Below are 21,479 nucleotides of genomic sequence, written 5' to 3' on the forward strand. Positions count from 1 at the left end.
AAGCAATGTGCAAAGGTGCTCATGCAGTTTGTGTAAGAATAGTTAAATTGTTATCATGACTGTAATATATTGGTCTTTATAATTGTAGGAAAGCAATGATACGTCAGCGAACCCTTAAAAATATTATTCGCGCTACAGGAGTTGGTTTACATTCTGGTGAGAAAGTCTATCTAACACTCAAGCCTGCTCCAGTGAATTCAGGTATTGTATTTGTTAGGACAGATTTAGAGCCAGCCATGGAGATTCATGCAAATGCTGAAGCGGTAGGTTCTACGAATTTAGCAACTGCGCTTTGTAGTAATGGCGTAACAATAAGCACTGTGGAGCATTTATTGTCTGCTATGGCGGGCCTAGGTGTTGATAATGCTTATGTTGAGGTTAGTGCGAGCGAGCTTCCATTGATGGATGGTAGTGCTAGTCCATTTGTCTTTTTGTTGCAATCTGCTGGGCTTGAAGAACAGGATGCATACAAAAAATTTATACGTATTAAAAAAACAGTCGTTGTCAGGGATGGAGATAAATTTGCTTCTTTAGAGCCGCACTCAGGCTTCAGGCTTTCATTCTCTATAGACTTTGACCATCCTGCGATTGGTGAAGACGTTCAATCAACTGTGGTGGATTTCTCGACAACTGCTTTTGTTAAGGAAATTAGTAGGGCTAGAACCTTTGGTTTTATGAAGGATTTAGAATACTTTAAGAGTAATAATTTAGCGCGTGGTGCAAACATGGAAAATGCCGTTGTTCTTGATGAATATCGAGTGCTAAATGATGAGGGTTTGAGATATCATGATGAGCTTGTTAGGCATAAAGTTTTAGATGCAATAGGTGATTTGTATCTTTTAGGGCATAGTCTTATTGGTGAATATAAGGCAAATAAATCTGGTCATGCGTTAAATAATAACTTGCTTAGAGAGTTGCTTGCTCAAGAAGATGCATGGGAGTATGTTGTTTTTGAGAGTGAAAGTCAGCAGCTTCCTATTTCGTATTCGGAACCTGTTACTGTATAGGATTTTTTATACAATAGACATCCTATTAATTTAAAAGCCAGTATAGATTTGTACTGGCTTTTTTTTGTCTAAAATAGGCTAGATGTGTTTTATGTAGGTGTTGAGTATCGGTGCCAAGTCTTAGAAGAGTGCTATTTTAATGGGGTTTGTTGGCTTTTGAAATGGCTTTTTGAGTAAAAAAAACCCACCTAGTGGTGGGTTTTGAGAGTTGTTTAAAGAAGATTATTTTTCTTCTTTCTTCGCTCTTTGCGCTTCAATTACCACTTCCGCCACAGAATTTGGGCAAGGTAGATAATGAGAGAACAGCATAGAGAACTGGCCGCGACCAGAGGTCATTGTGCGTAGCGTACTGATGTAGCCAAACATTTCAGATAGAGGGACGTCTGCTTTGATTCGAACGCCTGTAACGCCTTTCTCTTGGTCCTTGATCATGCCGCGGCGACGGTTAAGATCACCAATGACATCACCAACGTGGTCGTCTGGAGTGAAAACGTCAACGTTCATGATTGGTTCGATCAACTGTGGAGCTGCTTTCGGGATGGATTGACGGAAAGCGCCTTTAGCTGCAATTTCAAATGCTACGGCAGAGGAGTCAACTGCGTGGAATCCACCATCATATAGTTCAACTTCTAGATCCAATACAGGGAAACCTGCTAGGGTACCTTCCTCCATCATGGACTTGAAGCCTTTTTCTACAGCAGGGAAGAACTCTTTTGGTACGTTACCGCCTACAACAGAAGAGGAGAACTTGAAGCCTGAGCCTGGCTCACCTGGCTTGATGCGATAATCGATCTTACCAAACTGACCGGAACCACCAGATTGTTTCTTATGAGTGTAAGAATCTTCAACTTCGCGAGTGATGGTTTCACGATAAGCAACCTGAGGTTGGCCAACGACTAAGTCAACGCCATATGTACGCTTAAGGATATCGACTTTAATGTCCAGGTGAAGTTCACCCATACCTTTCAGGATTGTTTCGCCTGTTTCTTGATCTGTTTCAACGCGGAATGTTGGATCTTCTGCAACCATTTTACCGATAGCAATACCCATTTTCTCGTTACCACCTTTATCTTTAGGTGTAACAGAAATAGAGATAACTGGCTCAGGGAAAACCATTGCTTCTAGTGTGCAAGGGTGTTTAATGTCGCAAAGGGTATGACCTGTTTGTACGTTTTTCATGCCTACAATAGCCATGATGTCACCAGCTTGGGCGCTGTTGATTTCTTTGCGGTCATCGGCTTGCATTTCAACCATACGTCCAACGCGTTCTGTTTTGCCTGTGAAACTGTTAAGGATGGTGTCGCCTTTGTTTAAAACGCCAGAATAAACGCGTACAAATGTTAATGCGCCGAAACGGTCATCCATGATTTTAAATGCAAGTGCTTTAAATGGTTCGTCAGCAGATACAATTGCTTTCTCGCCATTTGGCTCGCCTTCTTCATCAGTAAGGTCTTGAGGCTTAACATCAGTCGGGCTTGGTAGGTAATCAACTACTGCATCAAGAAGTAGTTGCATGCCTTTGTTTTTGAATGCGGAGCCGCAATAAGTAGGGAAGAATGCAAGATCACGAGTACCTGTACGGATGCAGCGTTTAATGTCTTCAATAGCAGGCTCTTCACCTTCCATGTAAGCCATCATTAAGTCATCGTCTTGTTCAACAGCTGTTTCGATTAGTTTCTCACGGAATTCTTCAACTTTGTCAGCCATGTCCGCAGGAACGTCTTCAATTTTGTAGTTTTCTGGTTGACCTGTTTCATCCCAGATATAAGCTTTGCGAGAAAGTAAGTCTACAACGCCAGAAAATTCATCTTCTGTACCAATTGGCAACACCATGATTAATGGATTTGCACCTAGAACAGTTTCAACTTGCTTTGTAACGCGATAGAAATCAGCGCCTAAACGGTCTAGTTTATTTACGAAGATGATACGAGCAACTTCTGACTCATTGGCATAACGCCAGTTAGTTTCAGATTGAGGCTCAACACCACCAGAGCCACAGAAGACACCAACACCACCGTCAAGTACTTTTAGAGAGCGATATACTTCTACTGTGAAGTCGACGTGTCCAGGTGTGTCGATAACGTTGAAGCGGTGGTTATTCCAGAAACAACTAACAGCCGCAGACTGGATGGTTATACCACGTTCAGCTTCTTGTTCCATGAAATCAGTAGTAGATTCACCTTCGTGAACTTCTCCGATTTTGTGGATCATACCTGTAAGTTTAAGAATACGTTCTGTAGTGGTTGTTTTACCCGCATCAACGTGGGCAAAAATACCGATGTTTCTGTATTTTGATAAGTCAGCCATTGCTCTACTCTAATAAGTGAAGGACAAAAAATTCGCGAAAAAGACTTAGATTGTTACTCTAGGTATTTCACGTTAGTTATTTCATTATTTTCTTACTACTAAAGGCGATAAATCGACTTACTAAAGCGAGTAAAGAAATTGATAATGTAAATTCACGGGGGATTATAGAGCAAAAATGACGAATGAAAAAGCGATCCTTTACTTACTCTGTAAGAAGAGTGTGAATCTTCCTGATTTGGATCGTTTTTTTTCGGTGTAGGCTGGTATATGGGGTGAAAATTCTAAAGAGGCAGAGATTAGATGTGCTTTTAATTGGTTCTGGGTGAGTGAAGGGAGGTGAGTAAATGATGTAGGCTACCAGCCAACCTCCCTTTGGTATTATCTGTTATTGTTCAACGAAGGCGCGCTCAATAACGTAGTCTCCAGTTTCACCAATTTTTGGTGAAATAGAGAAGCCTTTATCATCAAGTATTTCTCTGCACTCAGATAGCATAGACTGGTTGCCGCATATCATGACTCTGTCTGTTTCTGGATTGAGGGGAGGTAAGCCTATGTCGTGGGTTAATTTATTGCTGCGTATTAGCTCTGTGACTCGACCTTGATTTGTAAACTCTTCTCGAGTGACAGTAGGATAGTAGATGAGTTTTTGTGATATTTCTTCACCAAAAAACTCATTATCGGGTAACTCTTTTTCTATAAAGTCTTTGTAAGCTAAATCTGAAATGAAGCGAGTGCCGTGTACTAAAATGATCTTCTCGAAACGATCATAGACTTCAGGGTCTTGAATGACGCTCATAAATGCGGCTAATCCAGTGCCAGTAGACAGTAGGAAAAGATTTTTACCTGGAAGTAAGTCATCTACAATGAGGCTACCAGTTGCTTTGCTTCCAATAATGACATTATCGCCAACTTTGATGTTTTGTAATCGAGAGGTAAGTGCTCCATCGGGCACTTTGATGCTAAAGAACTCTAATTCCTCGGCATAGTTTGGGCTTGCTACGCTGTAAGCTCTTAAAAGTGGTTTTGCGTTGACTTCTAAGCCTATCATAACAAATTGGCCGTTTTTATAGCGGAACCCTGGATCTCGTGTGGTTTTAAAGCTGAATAGTCCATCGTTCCAGTGGTGGATGGCAGTTACTTGTGCGGAACTTAATGATGCCATGATATGTCTCCAAAAATAATAATTAGAGTAACTATATTGCCTAGGGCTGAAAAAGTCCTATGGATAGTTTAGATATTCTTAATAGGTAGGGCTTATTCATTTTTCTTTCTATATTCTTGTTAGTTTTATTCAATCTTTGCGTAATTTGTCAGAAATTGCGATAGGGGATGGGTAATTTAGAATTACAACGTAAGTGGACAGAGCAAAGCTTAGGATAGCGGTTGCCTGTATGACATGGGAGGCTAGGTTCCCAATTAGCCCTATGCTTGTTGCTAAATAGGCAATGAGTAATGAAAATTCACTTACTTGACCTAATCGAAAACCAACTTCCCAAGAGGTTGATTTATCCTCCTTCAAGCCTTTTAGTAGGTATCTGAAGACAACGGGTTTAAGGGCTACGCTACTTGCGGCTAGAGTAATGGCTGGAATTATTACTGCCCCTAATAAATTTAGATCGAAACTGGCACCGATAGTAAAAAAGAAGAGTATGAGAAAAAAATCTCTCAAGGGTTTCAGATTAGTGGCTATGTATTGGGATATTGGGCTGGTTGCGAGAGCTACCCCGCCAATGAATGCGCCCATTTCGGCTGAGAGACCGATTACTTCTGCGGTTATTGCTGTCGTTAAGCACCATCCTATAGAGACTAAAAAAATGTATTCGTGGAAGCGATCAAAGCGGGTGATCAGTTTTAAAAGGATGTACTTCACGAATAGAAATGCGATACCAATCAGAACAGGTAAGCCAAAAATGGGTAAAACAAATTGCATGATACCTGAGTCGCTGCTGCTTTGAATGCTATATAAAACAAGTAGTACGGCAATGGCGATAATGTCTTGCAGTAGTAGTAATCCCACTACAAGTTCGCCTGTATGTTTGTGGTGCAGTACTGTGGTTGGGAGTAATTTAATGCAAACTATTGTACTGGAGAACATCATAGCTATGCCAACAATGATGCTTTCTGTCTGAGAGTATCCAAATGCTAGTGCAATGACGTAACCAAAGCTAGCAAAGACAATGGATGACAGTAATGCTATCCAGGATGCTTTTTTTAGCATATTGACTAGATGACTTGGTTGCATGTCCAAGCCGAGCAGGAATAATAAGAATATAATGCCAACATGTGACATCTCGTTCATTAATTCTGGTTCATTGATTAGGCCGAGTGCGTATGGTCCAAGTAGTGCGCCAAGAGCAATGTAAGCGATGATTAATGGCTGTCTTGTATAAAGTGCAAACGTTGCAATAACGGTTGCACCTGCAAATATTAAAAAGAATGAATGAACAATGGATGCTTCCATGCTACGACCAAGAGCTATTGTTTACTTTTTTACGTTTGTTTAAAGGAATGAGTACACCTATCAGTAATCCGCTAAGTAATGTACCTGCACCAATGGCAAACCATTTCTGCTCATTGGAAGCTTGAAGTTTATCTGCTTTTTCTTGAGCGTTTATTAATCTCTGTTTAAGGGAGCTGATTTCAAAAGCATTTTCATCATTTTGGCTGACAATTTCTTGCGCTTTTTGGGTTAATTCATTTAATTCTGCTAAATGCTGCTCTAGGTTTGATTTGTCTGAGGTCAGTTTTTCAACGTCTGATTTCAGTTGGTCTGTCAGTATTGTCGCTTCATCTAACTCATCTTGTAGTGTTATTTTTGTTTTAGACAGCGTTGTAATTTGAGTTTGTAGGTTAACAAGTAGATCTCTGCTGACTTTGTCATCGCTTAAAAAGTAATCGGCGACCCAGCCAATATTCCCTGAAGGTGTTTTTACGCGAGTATATCCTCCTGACTTTGATAGTACTTCAAGAGGTGTGCCGCTTTTAATGCCTCGTTCTGTTGCTCTCGTATTGTTGCTTTGCCCTTCTCTAATAGCAACAAACTGTATGTCGGAAACGTAAACGGTAGCGGCAAGTACGGAAGAAGAAAGTACTACAGAAATGAAAAAACCAGAAATAATTTTATAAAACACAATAAGACCCTTAACAATCAATATCTTCAATCAAAACATACGATAAAGAGGAGTGTGTGAATACGCAATAGAAAAAGACCCGTTAAGGGCCTTTTTCTTATCTATTAAACATTTTACATACTGTCTGACGAGTAAAACGAATTATCGACGCAAAAATAGAGGTCTTGGATCATTTGCATCGCCTTGGTATTTTACATCAAATGGCTTATGTAATTTTAATGCATTGTCGAGATTTACTTCGGCTGGGAAGTCAAAACTATTAAACCCTACACGTAATAAATAGCCAAGTTGATCAGGAATAAAGTTACCTAACGCTCTAAGTTCGCCTTTAAAATTATATCTTTCACGTAATAGTCGGCCATAAGTAAAGCCCCTACCGTCAACAAATGCTGGGAAGTTTACTCCAATTACTGAAAATTGATTTAGGTTAACACCTTCCAATAGGCTTGGATTCTGATCGCTATCAAGCCATACACCAGCAACTGGGCTAGAGTTCTCTAGCCACTTATCAACAGGTATGATGCTGTTTTGATCGATTGATGTGTCCTCATCTTGAATCAAAGTATATTTGTTCTCGATAATTGCACCGTCTTTAATTAGTTTTTGCATAAGCGGCCTCTTTAAATTGAGTGATTCCGATGCGGCGATAAGTATCAATAAAACGCTCTTCGGGAGTTCTTTGTTGAATATAGACATCCACTAATTTATGGATTACATCACTAATATTTTCTTGAGCAAATGAAGGGCCCAATATTTTGCCGATGCTGGCATCATGCCCAGAAGCGCCACCGATAGATATTTGGTAAAATTCTTCCCCTTTCTTGTCAACGCCTAGAATGCCAATGTTCCCGACATGGTGATGACCACACGCGTTCATGCAACCCGAAATGTTAAGATCCAGTTCTCCGATATCATAAAGGTAATCAAGATTCTCGAACTCTTCTTGAATTTGTTCTGCAATAGGGATGGATTTTGCGTTTGCTAATGCACAAAAATCACCGCCTGGGCAGCAAATCATATCGGTTAATAGTCCCAGTGTGGGGGTCGCAAAGCCTGCTTCTTTGCAGTCGTTCCATAAATCAATTAACTGATCTTGCCTTACGTCTGCTAATACTAAATTTTGTTCATGGCTGACACGTAGTTCATTGAAGCTGTATTTGTCGGCGAGATCGGCTGCTTTGTCCATTTGATCTGCGGTTGCGTCGCCTGGTGCTTGGCCTGCTTTTTTAAGTGTCAGTGTGACAATTCGATAACCGTCTTTTTTGTGAGGGAATGTGTTGCGTTCATACCAACGGGAAAAACCAGTACTTGTTGCCAATTTATCTGTTAGTGCGGCACCATTGTTTTCTAAAATTTCATACGTTGGTTCAGTGAAAAAACGTTGCAAGCGAGTGAATTCAGCGTCAGGCACAGTGCTTTCTTTGCCTTTGATATGCTTCCATTCTTCTTCAACGCGAGAGCGGAATTCATCTATACCCAGTGCCTTAACAAGGATTTTAATGCGCGCTTTATATTTGTTGTCACGACGACCATGTTGGTTGTAGACACGAATAATGGCTTCTAAGTAAGTTAATAGGTCTGCTCGCGGTATAAAGTCACATATTGTCGATCCGACCATAGGCGTACGGCCTAAGCCTCCTCCAACGATAACTTTAAAGCCAATTTCGCCAGCTGCATTTTTCTTAATGTGTAAACCAATATCGTGCACTTGAGTGGCTGCTCTGTCGGCGCTCTCAGTTGCATTCACAGCAATTTTAAACTTACGTGGTAAAAATGCATATTCTGGGTGGAAAGTAGACCATTGGCGAATGAGTTCGCAGTATGGGCGAGGGTCCGTGATTTCGTCCGAAATAACGCCAGAATATTGATCGGTAGTTGTGTTGCGAATGCAGTTTCCGCTAGTTTGTATTGCGTGCATTTCAACGTCGGCCAGTTCTGCCAAAATATCTGGCACGTCTTCTAATTTAGGCCAATTAAATTGTAAGTTTTGACGAGTGCTGAAATGACCGTAGCCTCTGTCGTAACGGCGGCTAATGTCTGCAAGTACTCTTAATTGCTTGCTTGATAGCATTCCGTATGGAATAGCAACGCGTAGCATTGGTGCATAGCGTTGTACGTATAAGCCATTTTGAAGGCGTAGAGGTAAAAACTCTTGCTCACTTAATTCTTTGTTTAAGAATCGTTCAGTCTGATCTCGGAACTGAGCAACACGCTCTGCAACGAGTTGGTGATCAATTGCGTCATATTGATACATATTAATGGACCGTTATTTTGATGGTATAAAGAAGTGTGTGTACTGTAGCAAAAATCCCTTATTCTAAAAATGAATATTTATCTATATGTTTAGGGGTTTTTCTAATAAGGCATATTGATTAAGCGATAGTTAAAAATAATACCTTACTTTTTTAGTAGGTCTTTCGTTTTGGCGTTGTTTTGAGTTATTATAGGTTCATTGATTGCCTAGAGTTTGATATAAGGTTTTATATGAATATTACGATTACTGATAATGCTCAAGAATACCTGTCTTCTTTGTTAGAAAAGCAAGATGTTGATGGTATGTCTGTAAGAATGTTTATCCAGCAACCAGGCACTCCCTATGCTGAAACATGTTTGGCTTATTGTCGCCCTGAAGAATCCATTGATTCAGATGAGGTGCTGAATTTGCCTAAATTGAGAGTTCTTATTGAAAAGAATTCGGTTGCCTTTTTGGATGAAGCGTTTGTTGATTATTCAAAAGAGAAGATGGGCGGTCAGTTAACGATAAAGGCACCAAACGCCAAAATGCCGAAGGTGTCGGCTGATAGTCCAATTGAAGATCAAATCAATTATGTTTTGTACTCCGATATCAATCCTGGACTTGCAGCTCATGGTGGTGAAGTAAGTTTGGTTGAAGTAATTGACGGGCAGATTGCTGTGTTGATGTTTGGTGGTGGTTGTCAAGGATGCAGTGCTGTCGATTTGACTCTTAAAGAAGGTGTTGAAAAAACGTTAATCGAAAAAGTTTCTGGTCTGACTGCAGTTAAAGACTCTACAGATCATACGGTTACTGATAACGCATTTATGTAATTTAAGGTATCTGTCTCTATCTAAAAAGAAAGGGACTGTGACTTTGCATTTAAGCCAGCATGGGAATTTACGCTGGCTTTTTTTATGTTTGAAAACAAGTCACCTTAAGTTTCTGTTTTTATGTGATGTTAGGATGGGAATGCCTAGTTTTAGAGAGTGTAACTACTGGTTATCGTTATAGATATTTTTCCTAATAGGAATTTGTTTTTGTCACTCAGGTCTTGAATATTTTATGTTTTGTCTATATTGATCTGATAGACTCTATTTATTATTAATTGGCGGCGTTGGATTTAAGATGTTAGGAAGTGTCATAAAAAAAATCATCGGTACAAAAAATGACCGAGAAGTAAAGCGACTTAAAAAACTTATAATTAAAATTAATCAGCTTGAATCCTCCTTTGAAGATATTCCAGACGAACTGCTAGCAAAGAAAACAGTAGAATTTAGAGAAAGATTTGTTGCTGGCGAAACATTGGACTCAATGGTGTCGGAAGCGTTTGCCGTTGTGCGTGAGGCGAGTAAACGTGTAATGGGAATGCGTCACTTCGACGTTCAGTTAATTGGTGGTTTGGTTCTTCATGAAGGCAGAATAGCCGAGATGAGAACGGGTGAGGGTAAAACTTTAGTTGCTACATTGGCTGTATACCTTAATGCGATTGCTCAAAAGGGCGTTCATGTTGTTACTGTGAATGACTATTTGGCAAAAAGGGATGCAAACTGGATGCGCCCTTTGTATGAGTTTCTCGATATGTCTGTTGGGGTTGTGTATTCCGGCCAGTCACGAGACGAAAAGCGTGCGGCTTATTTAAGTGACATTACTTATGGAACCAATAACGAGTTTGGCTTTGATTATTTGCGCGATAATATGGTCTTTAAGCTTGAGGATCGTGCACAGAGGGATCCGTTTTTTGCTGTTGTCGATGAGGTTGACTCAATATTAATAGATGAAGCTAGAACGCCTTTAATTATTTCTGGTGCTGTAGAAGACAGCTCTGAGCAATATAGGAAAATTAATCTCTTGGCACCTCTTTTAGTTAAGCAAGAAGAGGGTGAAGATGCTGAAGTGGGTCATTATACCTTTGATGAATCTCAGAAAAATATTGAACTGACTGAAGGTGGCCATACATTTGTTGAAGAGTGGTTGTTTGAGCAAGAAATGTTATCGGAAGGTGATAGCTTATATGCAGCGTCTAATTTAACGTTATTGCATCATGTGCATGCTTGTTTAAAAGCGCATGTGATTTTTCAAAAAAATGTCGACTATGTTATTCAAGATGAGCAAATTGTCATTGTTGATGAGCATACGGGCCGAACTATGCCAGGTCGTCGTTGGTCTGAGGGTATTCATCAAGCTATTGAAGCGAAAGAAGGTGTGGCTATTCAGGCTGAAAGTCAGACTTTGGCTTCTACTACCTTTCAAAATTACTTCCGTCTGTACGATAAATTGTCTGGGATGACAGGCACCGCAGATACGGAAGCGTTTGAGTTTCAGCAGATTTACGATCTTGCTGTTGTTGTGATACCAACGAATAATCCGGTGCAGAGAAAAGATTATAATGATCTGATTTTTATGACAACAGAGGAAAAATACGACTCTATTGTTAAAGATATATTAGAGAATGTTGAATTAGGTCGCCCTGTTCTTGTTGGTACCGCCTCCATTGAATCTTCTGAACTCCTTTCGGCTCATTTAAATAAGAAAAAAATGCAGCACAATGTGTTGAATGCTAAGCAGCATGACCGCGAGGCTCAAATTATTGCCGAAGCTGGTCGTCCTGGCTCGGTGACTATTGCGACTAATATGGCGGGGCGTGGTACCGATATTGTTTTGGGAGGCAATTTGCAGGTCGAAATTGCCGAGTTGGGTGATTCTGTATCAGAAGAGCAAATTGCAGAGCTAAAGGTGGAGTGGCAAGCAAGGCATGATGCGGTTTTGGCTTCTGGGGGCCTTCATATTATTGGTACTGAGCGACATGAATCACGTCGTATTGATAATCAGCTTAGAGGTCGAGCGGGCCGTCAAGGGGATGTGGGTTCATCTCGTTTTTATCTTTCTTTAGAAGACAGTTTAATGCGAATCTTTATGTCTGATCGCATTAAAAAGATGATGGTTGCCCTAGGAATGGAGAAAGGCGAGGCTATTGAGCATAAAATGGTTTCGAATGCGATTGAAAAAGCTCAGAGGAAGGTTGAAGGTAGAAACTTCGACATTCGTAAGCAGCTTTTAGAATACGATGATGTAGCAAACGATCAAAGACAGGTTATTTATAATCAGCGATTTGAAATGATGAAATCTGATGATTTATCTGCGGTTGTTATAGGAATGCGTGAGGAAGTTGTTGCAGGTGTTATTGATGAATTTATTCCGCCTCAAAGTATTTTTGATCTATGGGATCTTAAAGGGTTGGAAGAAAAGTTAATGCAAGACTTCTCTCTTGAGCTTCCTATTCAGAAATGGGTGGATGAAGATAAGAAGCTTTATGAAGAGCCGCTTAGAGAGAAAATCCTTGTTGCTTTTATTGGGGATTATGCTGAAAAAGAGTCAATAGCAGGTGCTGAATCCATCAGAATGTTTGAAAAGCAGGTATTGTTGCAAGTGTTAGATTCTTTGTGGAAGGAGCATTTGCAAACAATGGACATGCTTCGTCAAGGCATTCATTTAAGGGGGTATGCTCAGAAAAATCCAAAGCAAGAATATAAGAGAGAATCTTTTGAGTTGTTTCAGAATTTGTTAGAGCAAATTAAATTTGATGTAGTTCAAATTGTGACTCAGGTTAAGGTTCAGTCTCCTGAGGAGTCTCAAAAGATAGAGCAAGCTCGAAAAGAGTATGAAGAGAAAATGAAGCAAAATATGCCTCCTATGATGTCTGATAGTGAAGCTTCAGGTACTGAATCAACTGAAGGGTCGCAAGAGTCAATAACCAAAGTAGGCAGGAATGAAGTTTGTCCTTGTGGTTCTGGTAAAAAATACAAGCATTGTCATGGTAGTCTTGTTTAAAGAGGGTGTGTTGTATGGCTGTAGGTAAAACTGAATTCCCAAACATTCCTTTAATTGATGGTGTTCGTATTGGTTTTGCGGAAGCGGGTATAAAAAAACAAAATCGTAAGGATGTTGTTTTATTTGAAGTATGTGAAGGTGCATCGGTGGCGGGGGTTTTTACTCAAAATGCTTTTTGTGCGGCCCCTGTTGAGTTGTGCCGTGAGCACATGGCGAAATCTTCTTCACGATATTTATTGATTAATACCGGGAATGCAAATGCAGGTACTGGTGTTAAAGGTATGCAAGATGCGCGTAGTTGTTGTGACTCTGTTGCTCGTTTGGTTGGTGTAGATCCTTCTAGTGTATTGCCATTTTCAACGGGTGTAATTGGCGAGAGCTTACCTATTGATAAATTGCTTTCATCACTGCCCGTTGCTGTAGAAAGCCTGTCTTTAGGGACATGGTTTGATGCTGGCGAAGGAATTATGACGACGGATACCCGTCCTAAAGGGGCATATCGTTCTTGTGAGTTTGATGGTCAGGCGTTCCATCTTGCTGGTATCTCTAAAGGAGCGGGGATGATTCGCCCTAATATGGCGACCATGCTAGGATTTATTGCGACGGATGTCTCGGTTGATCAGGATGTGCTTCAGTCATTATTGAAAGAAATTGCAAATAAAAGTTTTAATCGCATTACGATTGATAGCGACACATCGACAAATGATTCTTGTATGTTGATTGCTACGGGGAAAGCGGGGAATAGTAAATTAACGGATTTGAACTCTGACTTTGCTCAGTATTTTGTTTCTCAGCTAACCTCTATTATGCAAGAGTTGGCGCATGCAATTGTTAAGGATGGGGAAGGGGCAACAAAATTTGTATCAATTGATGTTGTTAATGCTGAAAGCATGAAAGACGCCACAGAAATTGCATTTGAAGTTGCTCACTCTCCTTTAGTAAAGACGGCGCTTTTCGCTTCTGATCCAAATTGGGGGCGTATTTTGGCAGTTGTTGGGCGAGCAAATGTCGAGTCTCTAGATGTTCATAAGGTTGGCATATCTATTAATGGAATAGAAATTGTTAGAGAGGGTGCTCGTTCTCCCTCTTACAGTGAGGAGTTGGGGCAATCTGCTATGGCGCCTGAAAACATTGAGATTAGAATTGATTTGGGGCTAGGTAATTTTAGTGACACGGTATGGACGACCGATTTGTCTCATGAGTATGTGACGATTAACGCAGAGTACCGTACCTAATGGTGGTTTATGTGTCTGCGGGTGCTATTCTAAAAAATGGATCTGTTTTTTTAGCATTAAGATCTGATGATAAGCATCAGGGTGGTTTGTGGGAGTTCCCAGGAGGAAAATGCGAGTCGGGTGAAACACCTGAGCAGGCATTGATTCGTGAACTCAATGAGGAGGTCGGTATTCATGTCTCTTCTCTGAATCATTTTATGTCGCTAGAGCATGATTATGGTGATAAAAAAGTCAATTTAAGTTTTTTTATTGTTGATGCTTTTGAAGGTGAGCCTCGCGGAGTTGAGGGTCAGATTGTTCAATGGGTTCCAGTGGATGATCTTTTAAATTTTTCTTTTCCGAAGGCAAATGAACCCTTTATTGAAGGTTTGATGCAGCGATTTCAGAATTAGTTTTTTAAAATGCATCTGAATTCAAAAAAATAAAAGCGCCGAATGGCGCTTTTATTTTGTTTTATTGGTTAGTTAAGTATATTTGCAAGTAGTTCTCTGACTGTGTTTGGGTCAAATGGTTTGTCACAAATTGCATCAACGCCAGCTTGGGCTATGTTTGATAGGTGTGATTCATTGGATTCGGAGCTCACCATTAAAATAGGTATGTGAGCAAGTTCAGATGTCATTCTGATTTTCTCAGTTAATTCTCTACCATCCATTTCTGGCATATTATAATCAGTTACAATTAGGTCATAAGTTTCCTCTCCAAGTAATGATATAGCTTCTTTGCCGTTTTCAGCCTCGTCGAACTGTTCAATACCCATGCTGCTCATTGTTCGCATTATGTGTTTTCTTGCTAGGCGACTGTCATCAACGACTAATACTTTCAAATCTTTAGGGTCAAAAAATTCTAAATCTATTTCATCACTGCTGATATAAGACATGGTTGATTTGATTGCTCTAGTGAGATCTTGGCTATCAAAGGGTTTAGGTAGAATCGCTAAGACACCTGATTGGCGCAGTTTTTCAAGGTATGCTTTGTTGTGCTCGCTCGACACCAACATAAATGCCTGGCTTTCTGTGTCTGGGTTGTGTCTGATGTGTTGTAATAAGTCATCTGCGGTGCCATCAGAGAGGTACATTGATGAAATTACCAGGTCGGGCGTGTACGTGGTGAGTGCTGTTAGTGTTTCGTCTATGTTTGATGCATATTCTACGATAGGTATCCCTGCATCAGATAGCGCTCTAGAAATAAGCTTCCTTTGAACGTCAGAGGGTTCAATAAGTAAAACAGATAAATCCTGAGTAAAGATGTGGTTAGTCATTTATTCTCTCTTGCTGGCAATTAAGTTGTATTGATTGAGGTTACCATAATGTTGTAGGGTGTGCTTTATTGTTTAAATTTGCCAACGCATAAAATGGGTTTGGGTTTGGAGGATTAATGGGTGTAGCAAGTGCGTGTCACATATTGGTTAAAACGAAAGTAGAAGCTGAAAAAATCAAAAAACAATTAGATGAAGGTGGTGACTTTTATCAGCTAGCAAAAAAGCATTCCACCTGCCCTTCTGCAAAGCGAGGGGGTGATCTTGGTGAATTTAAGAAAGGTGATATGGTGAGAGCGTTTGATCAAGCTGTATTTAAAGGGCCTTTGCTACAGGTGCAGGAGCCAATTAAAACTCAATTTGGTTTTCATCTAATTAAAGTCTTATACCGAAACTAGTGTTTCATTTCTAATGTTGAGAGGTGTTTGTGTTTAGCCCTATTAAATTGTCTGATAATTATTATGTTGCCCCTCAGATTCTTACTGATGATATACCGTCTATTAAAGAGATGGGTTTTGATCTTGTTATTAATAATCGCCCAGAGGGCGAATCTGACGAACAGCCGAATGGTAATAGTTTAAGGGATGCAGTTGAATCAACGGGGTTGAGATATGTTGAAAACCCCATCGTACTTTCTAGTCTTTCGTTGAGTGAAGTGGGTGTTCAAGCAGAGGCTTGCTCTGGCAAGTCTAAGGTGTTGGCTTTTTGTCGTACGGGTACTCGCTCTTCCGTGTTGTGGGTTTTAAATAATGAGGGCGCTGATAAGTCCTTTGAAGAGTTAGTCGGTGATGTTCAGGCTTCTGGTATTGATTTAGCTCGTTGTATGGGAGTTATGGAGGGGTTAAAAGGTTGAAGTGTGTTTTTAATGGTGAATAAGGTGTCTAGTCTAGATTGTTATAGAGGCATTAATGAAAGAGATTAAGAAGGTTAAGGGGTGGAATCAAGAGGCGCATGCTGCTTGGGAAAGAGGTGAGAGAGTTAAGGCTGTTCAGTCTGTTGTGGCTTCTTTAAATGAATCTTCGTTTCCCAAACCGGTCTCTTACTTTATTCAACTTGGTTATTATTTTTTTATTATGAATGACTATGCTTCTGCTTGTATGGCTTGTGAGCAAGCCTATAAGCTCGATTCGAAAGACTTTGAAGTTGTTCGTAATTATGCTGCTAGCTTGGTTAGGTACAAGCAATACCAAAAAGCGATAGAGGTGTTAAATGGTGCTGATCAGTCTAAGGTTTTGAATGATTTCTATTCGCAGGATATTTTGTGTGGTGCTTTTTCAAAATTGTCGTTTTTCGATAAAGCTAAGTGTGCGGGTGAGCGCTCCTTGTTGTTAAAGAGTGGAAAAAGAAGGGGTGGGCTGGTTGAGGCAGATGTTAGTGAGTTAGTGAAAAAAAACCTTCAGGATGAGTCAAGACAAGATGTTATTTCTTTTTCATTGTGGGGAAATGATCCTTGTTATCTGAGGGGGGCGTTGGATAATTTGATTGGTAGTAAATACCTATATCCAGGATGGATCTGCCGATTTTATCTTGATGGTAGTGTTCCTGAAAGCTTTGTTTGTACATTAAGAGAGTTGGGTGCAGAAGTGGCTTTCGAGAATGAGTCTGATTCATTGGGGCAGAAGTTGACTTGGAGGTTTAAGGTCTTAAATGATCAAGGTGTAAGGCGATTTTTAATAAGGGATGTTGATTCTGTTGTAAACAAGCGCGAACTTGATGCTGTGCTTGAGTGGGTTTCTTCTGGGCAGGCTTTTCATGTGATGAGGGACTGGTGGACTCACACGGATCCAATTCTTGCTGGTATGTGGGGAGGTGTATCAGGTGTAATTGCAGATATTGATGATCAAATCGCAGAATATGATTCTGGTATGTTGGAAACGCCTAATATTGATCAATGGTTTTTGAGGGATTGTATTTGGCCAAATATTTGTGATTATAGTTTGATTCATGACCGATGTTTTAGCAGTTATAGATCTGTGGACTGGCCTACGGCTGTTCAGGGGGATAATAGTGCGCATGTTGGTCAAGACGTGTTTGCCGTGCAAAAAGAAAGTCAGTTGGTTCGCTTAAAATATTGGGTTGATAAATTGCCTTGCTTGAAAGTGAGAAGTAATTTGTTGGATTAGTTTGTTATTAATTGGGTCTGTAGGGGTATTTGATTGAATGGTTAAATGATTCAGTTTTGCTTTTAAGTTGGCTTTTAATGATGAATTATCAATGATTAAGGTGTTTTCTAGTACCAAAGTACAGTATTTTTGTTTGATGTAATGGCTTATTTTATGAGGTAACGAAAATCATATAAAAAGGTCAAGTATTGCTATGAGTGATAATCAAGTTTCAGTTGCAACTTTGGGTAACGCTGTCGGTGTTGTGATTCAAGTAAGCAGCGCGGTGAGTGTTCAATCAATTGATGGGCAAGAACGTTCAATAAATGTCGGGGATCCGATATTTTATGGTGAGACGGTCGTCTCTACGTTGACTGGTTCCGCTATCATTGAATTCATTGATGGTACTCAAATTGTCATTGAAAATAATTCTGTTGTTGAAATAACAGATGAGATTTATTTCATAGGAGAATCTGAAGAGCTAATTGCAGACTCGTCTTCTGATGTTGATGCGTTACAAGAGGCTATCTTGGCAGGTATTGACCCGACGTTAATTCAAGAGGCTCCAGCAGCAGGCGAAGAAGCGGATGCAGAAGAAGGTGGTTTAGGAGGGGCCGAGACGGTTCAAAGAACAGGAGAAGAGGCGTTACCTGAGTATGGATATGATACGAATCCAAGTGATCTAGGGGGGGGGAATGAGAATCTCATTGATGTTGAAAACGACATTAATACATCCATATCTCCTAATGGATCATCCAACATAGGTACCGACTCAAATTCAGCGGCTGGATCCACAACAGGACCAACATCCGCACCGACTGAGGCGCCAACACTCGCACCGATTGAAGCACCAACACCTGCACCGACTGAAGCACCAACGCCCGCACCGACTGAAGCACCAACACCTGCACCGACTGAAGCACCAACACCTGCACCGACTGAAGCACCAACACCTGCACCGACTGAAGCACCAACACCTGCACCGACTTCGGCACCCACTGAAGCACCAACGTCCGCACCGACTGAAGAGCCAACACCTCCACGGATTGTTGCTCCTCCTGTTATTACTAATATTACAGACGACTCTGAGGCTTCTGATTATTCTCTTGTAACGCTTCATGGTACGGGAGAGCCGGGTGCATCAATCACTCTTTATGTGATTTCAAACTCTACTACTAACGGAAATAATACCCAAACGGGTGCATACACTACAGTTGAAGACCTACCAATCACAGTAGACAGCAGCGGTAACTGGACGGTAGATATTTCTAATCTGGACGATGTTCCAGTGGGTGACAATGAATTTTTCAAAGCGGTTCAAACTGATACGAATGGTAATATTAGTGCTGATTCGAACACGGTTCATTACTGGCATGGTGATAGTACTTCGCAAAATGCAGAGTCAGAAGATGACTTTGTGCTGTCTGGTGCAGATGACGATACACACACTATAAACACTGACGATGACAATGATGCAGTGACTCTCGATGGCGGTGCAGGTAATGATACGGCTAAGTTTAGTAAAGCGGTTTCGGAAATGCAGTCGATTACATTAGCTGATAATGGAAATGTAATTATTGTTGATGATCAGGGTGATACCAACATTCTTATTGAGTTTGAATTTTTCTCGTTCAAAGATGTTGTTTATAGTAAAGAGTCGTTACTCGGCAATGTGACAGAAGATGGGGTCCTACAAGCAGTAGGCACCTTGACAGTTAGCGATGCGGATGCCGATGAATCCATTTTCGTGGCACAAGAAGACGCTCCAGGCGAGTACGGTTCGTTTAGCATTAACGCAAAAGGCGTGTGGACGTATGCGCTGAATAACGAAGCGGACCACGTGCAAGCGTTGGATGCAGGTCAAACCGAGACCGAGACGTTCACAGTGACCACAGCGAGTGGCGAAACAAAAACCGTTACGATCACGATCAACGGAACAAACGATACGCCTGTCGCGGCAGATGATTTTGCTAGCATGTCATCTGAATCAGTAATTACAATTGATGTGCTCGATAACGATACTGATAGAGATGGAGACAATTTAATCATTACGGACGCAAATGTCCCTTCGGACCAAGGACTTGTTGAAGTTGTAGAGAATAAATTAGTGTTTACTCCAGCTTCTGGCTTTACTGGTACGGCCTCTCTTACTTATACAATCAGTGACGGTAACGGTGGGAATGATACTGCTAATGTACTTGTTTCTGTTACCTCTGTAACAGTCAATCCGATTACGTCTGATGACGTGATCAACAAGGCGGAAAGTGATCAAACGATCGCTGTGACAGGTACAGCGAGAGGCGGCGATATTGCAGAAGGCGATAAAGTGACCTTGGTAATCAACAGCAAAACTTACACAACAACAGTCAAATCAGATAACACATGGTCTGTTGACGTGGCAGGTTCTGATTTGGCCAAGGATACCGACTTCGATGCGGTTGTGACCTCTTCTGATGAGGCGGGTAACAGGATTGACACAACAGGCTCTTCAACTCATACGGTAGATGATGAGATAGCGACACCGTCTATTTCGTTCGAAAGCCCTGGATCTGATGGTGTTTATAATAGTAATGAGCTGGGAGACGATAATACAGTTACAGCGACAATTACTGTGACCGGATCTGAAGTTGGAGATACATTGACCTATACTGTAAATGATGGAAGTTCCGTTACAATCAAATTAACAGAAGCTTTGATTGCAAGTGGGATTACCATTGAAGTATCTCCAGAAGACACCGTGACAGCGACCTTGTCGGATGCGGCTGGCAATACATCAGATAAGGTATCGAATACAGCAGCAAGCGCGGTTATCTTTGTTGCGCCTCCTGTTATTACTAACATTACAGACGACTCTGAGGCTTCTGATTATTCTCTTGTAACGCTTCATGGTACGGGAGAGCCGGGTGCGTCAATCACTCTTTATGTGATTTCAAACTCTACTACAAAAGGAAATAATACCCAAACGGGTGAATACACTAAAGTTGAAGACCTACTAATCACAGTAGACAGCAGCGGTAACTGGACGGTAGATATTTCTAATCTGGACGATGTTCCTGTGAATGACAATGAATTTTTCAAAGCGGTTCAAACTGATATATATGGTAATGTTAGTGCTGAGTCGAACACAGTACATTACTATCATGGTTCTCATGCTTCGATAAAGACAGAGTCAGAAGATGACTTTGTACTGTCTGGTAAAGATAATGATACAGTTAATATAAACGCTGACGATGACAATGATGCAGTGACTATCGATGGCGGTGCAGGTGATGATACGGCTAAGTTTAGTAAAGCGATTTCGGAAATGCAGTCGATTACATTAGCTGATAATGGAAATGTAATTGTTGTTGATGATCAGGGTGATACCAACATTCTTATTGAGTTTGAATCTTTCTCGTTCAAAGATGTTGTCTATAGTAAAGAGTCGTTACTCGGCAATGTGACAGAAGATGGGGTCCTACAAGCAGTAGGCACCTTGACAGTTAGCGATGCGGATGCCGATGAATCCATTTTCGTGGCACAAGAAGACGCTCCAGGCGAGTACGGTTCGTTCAGCATTAACGCAAAAGGCGTGTGGACGTATGCGCTGAATAACGAAGCGGACCACGTGCAAGCGTTGGATGCAGGTCAAACCGAGACCGATACGTTCGAAGTGACCACAGCGAGTGGCGAAACAAAAACCGTTACGATCACGATCAACGGAACAAACGATACGCCTGTCGCGGCAGATGATTCTGCTAGCATGTCACCTGAATCAGTAATTACAATTGATGTGCTTGATAACGATACTGATAGAGATGGAGATAATTTAATCATTACGAAAGCAAATGTCCCTTCGGATCAAGGACTTGTTGAAGTTGTAGAGAATAAATTAGTGTTTACTCCAGCTTCTGGCTTTACTGGTACGGCCTCTCTTACTTATACAATCAGTGACGGTAACGGTGGGAGTGATACTGCTAATGTTAATGTACTTGTTGCTGTTGCCTCTGTAACAGTCAATCCGATTACGTCTGATGACGTGATCAACAAGGCGGAAAGTGATCAAACGATCGCTGTGACAGGTACAGCGAGAGGCGGCGATATTGCAGAAGGCGATAAAGTGACCTTGGTAATCAACAGCAAAACTTACACAACAACAGTCAAATCAGATAACACATGGTCTGTTGACGTGGCAGGTTCTGATTTGGCCAAGGATACCGACTTCGATGCGGTTGTGAGCTCTTCTGATGAGGCGGGTAATAGGATCGACACAACAGGCTCTTCAACTCATACGGTTGATACTTATGTGGATTATGACCCTGACATTAAGTTTGATGAAGCAGGTAATCTACTAGTCGGCGGTTACTTAGAATCAGGAGGTACCGTAACGTCTATTACT

At 41.0% G+C, this 21,479-nt stretch carries 16 protein-coding genes; 9 read left to right on the forward strand and 7 right to left on the reverse strand.

Going from position 1 to position 21,479, the window contains the following annotated elements; genetic code table 11:
- The first annotated feature begins 95 nt into the window (after window positions 1-95).
- Entirely contained in the window at window positions 96-1,007 is a 912-nt protein-coding gene (gene lpxC / locus ACMUMJ_RS01750; RefSeq protein WP_414677073.1) for a UDP-3-O-acyl-N-acetylglucosamine deacetylase, read from the forward strand.
- Window positions 1,008-1,229: 222 nt separating this feature from the next.
- Here the strand turns inward: lpxC and fusA are convergent, their stop codons facing one another.
- The 6 genes from fusA to ACMUMJ_RS01780 form a co-directional block, all read right to left on the reverse strand.
- Window positions 1,230-3,314 (reverse strand): elongation factor G, encoded by a 2,085-nt coding sequence (gene fusA, locus ACMUMJ_RS01755; RefSeq protein WP_414677074.1) that lies wholly within the window; start codon window positions 3,312-3,314, stop codon window positions 1,230-1,232.
- Window positions 3,315-3,699: 385 nt separating this feature from the next.
- Window positions 3,700-4,476, reverse strand: coding sequence for a ferredoxin--NADP reductase (locus ACMUMJ_RS01760; RefSeq protein WP_414677075.1), 777 nt, complete (start codon window positions 4,474-4,476; stop codon window positions 3,700-3,702).
- A 129-nt stretch (window positions 4,477-4,605) separates the two neighbouring features.
- Window positions 4,606-5,775 carry a cation:proton antiporter domain-containing protein gene (locus ACMUMJ_RS01765; RefSeq protein WP_414677076.1) on the reverse strand — a complete coding sequence of 390 codons (1,170 nt, stop codon included), beginning with the start codon at window positions 5,773-5,775 and terminating at the stop codon, window positions 4,606-4,608.
- Window position 5,776: 1 nt separating this feature from the next.
- Window positions 5,777-6,445 carry a TIGR04211 family SH3 domain-containing protein gene (locus ACMUMJ_RS01770; RefSeq protein ID WP_414677077.1) on the reverse strand — a complete coding sequence of 223 codons (669 nt, stop codon included), beginning with the start codon at window positions 6,443-6,445 and terminating at the stop codon, window positions 5,777-5,779.
- Window positions 6,446-6,586: 141 nt separating this feature from the next.
- Entirely contained in the window at window positions 6,587-7,054 is a 468-nt protein-coding gene (locus ACMUMJ_RS01775) for a DUF934 domain-containing protein (protein WP_414677078.1), read from the reverse strand.
- The gene (locus tag ACMUMJ_RS01780; protein WP_414677079.1) at window positions 7,038-8,699 is read right to left on the reverse strand and encodes a nitrite/sulfite reductase; all 1,662 of its coding nucleotides are present in this window, start codon (window positions 8,697-8,699) and stop codon (window positions 7,038-7,040) included. Before ACMUMJ_RS01780 ends, ACMUMJ_RS01775 begins: the two co-directional genes overlap by 17 nt.
- A gap of 230 nt (window positions 8,700-8,929) precedes the next feature.
- Between ACMUMJ_RS01780 and nfuA the strand changes: the two genes are divergently transcribed.
- The 4 genes from nfuA (at window position 8,930) to mutT (ending at window position 14,136) form a co-directional block, all read left to right on the forward strand.
- Window positions 8,930-9,511: a Fe-S biogenesis protein NfuA gene (gene nfuA / locus ACMUMJ_RS01785; protein ID WP_414677080.1), complete on the forward strand. Its 582-nt coding sequence runs from the start codon at window positions 8,930-8,932 to the stop codon at window positions 9,509-9,511.
- Window positions 9,512-9,806: 295 nt separating this feature from the next.
- Window positions 9,807-12,509 (forward strand): preprotein translocase subunit SecA, encoded by a 2,703-nt coding sequence (gene secA / locus ACMUMJ_RS01790; RefSeq protein ID WP_414677081.1) that lies wholly within the window; start codon window positions 9,807-9,809, stop codon window positions 12,507-12,509.
- A 14-nt stretch (window positions 12,510-12,523) separates the two neighbouring features.
- Entirely contained in the window at window positions 12,524-13,744 is a 1,221-nt protein-coding gene (argJ, locus tag ACMUMJ_RS01795) for a bifunctional glutamate N-acetyltransferase/amino-acid acetyltransferase ArgJ (protein ID WP_414677082.1), read from the forward strand.
- Window positions 13,745-13,755: 11 nt separating this feature from the next.
- Complete coding sequence (gene mutT, locus ACMUMJ_RS01800) at window positions 13,756-14,136, forward strand: 8-oxo-dGTP diphosphatase MutT (RefSeq protein ID WP_414677083.1); 381 nt, start codon at window positions 13,756-13,758, stop codon at window positions 14,134-14,136.
- 68 nt (window positions 14,137-14,204) lie between these two features.
- On the opposite strand, the gene ACMUMJ_RS01805 is transcribed toward mutT, so the two are convergent.
- On the reverse strand, window positions 14,205-15,002 hold the full coding sequence (locus tag ACMUMJ_RS01805) for a response regulator transcription factor (RefSeq protein ID WP_414677084.1): 798 nt from the start codon (window positions 15,000-15,002) through the stop codon (window positions 14,205-14,207).
- Window positions 15,003-15,118: 116 nt separating this feature from the next.
- On the opposite strand from ACMUMJ_RS01805, the gene ACMUMJ_RS01810 reads away from it, so the two are divergent.
- The 4 genes from ACMUMJ_RS01810 to ACMUMJ_RS01825 form a co-directional block, all read left to right on the forward strand.
- Complete coding sequence (locus ACMUMJ_RS01810; RefSeq protein WP_414677085.1) at window positions 15,119-15,397, forward strand: peptidylprolyl isomerase; 279 nt, start codon at window positions 15,119-15,121, stop codon at window positions 15,395-15,397.
- Window positions 15,398-15,426: 29 nt separating this feature from the next.
- A complete protein-coding gene (locus ACMUMJ_RS01815) occupies window positions 15,427-15,852 on the forward strand; it encodes a protein tyrosine phosphatase family protein (protein ID WP_414677086.1) in 426 nt (141 codons plus the stop codon).
- A gap of 55 nt (window positions 15,853-15,907) precedes the next feature.
- Window positions 15,908-17,122, forward strand: a complete 1,215-nt coding sequence (locus ACMUMJ_RS01820) for a tetratricopeptide repeat protein (RefSeq protein ID WP_414677087.1) — start codon at window positions 15,908-15,910, stop codon at window positions 17,120-17,122.
- A 193-nt stretch (window positions 17,123-17,315) separates the two neighbouring features.
- Window positions 17,316-21,479: retention module-containing protein (locus tag ACMUMJ_RS01825; RefSeq protein ID WP_414677088.1), on the forward strand; the 4,164-nt coding region annotated here is incomplete at its 3' end.

Source organism: Marinomonas phycocola (assembly GCF_047525455.1).
Taxonomy (GTDB): Bacteria; Pseudomonadota; Gammaproteobacteria; order Pseudomonadales; family Marinomonadaceae; genus Marinomonas.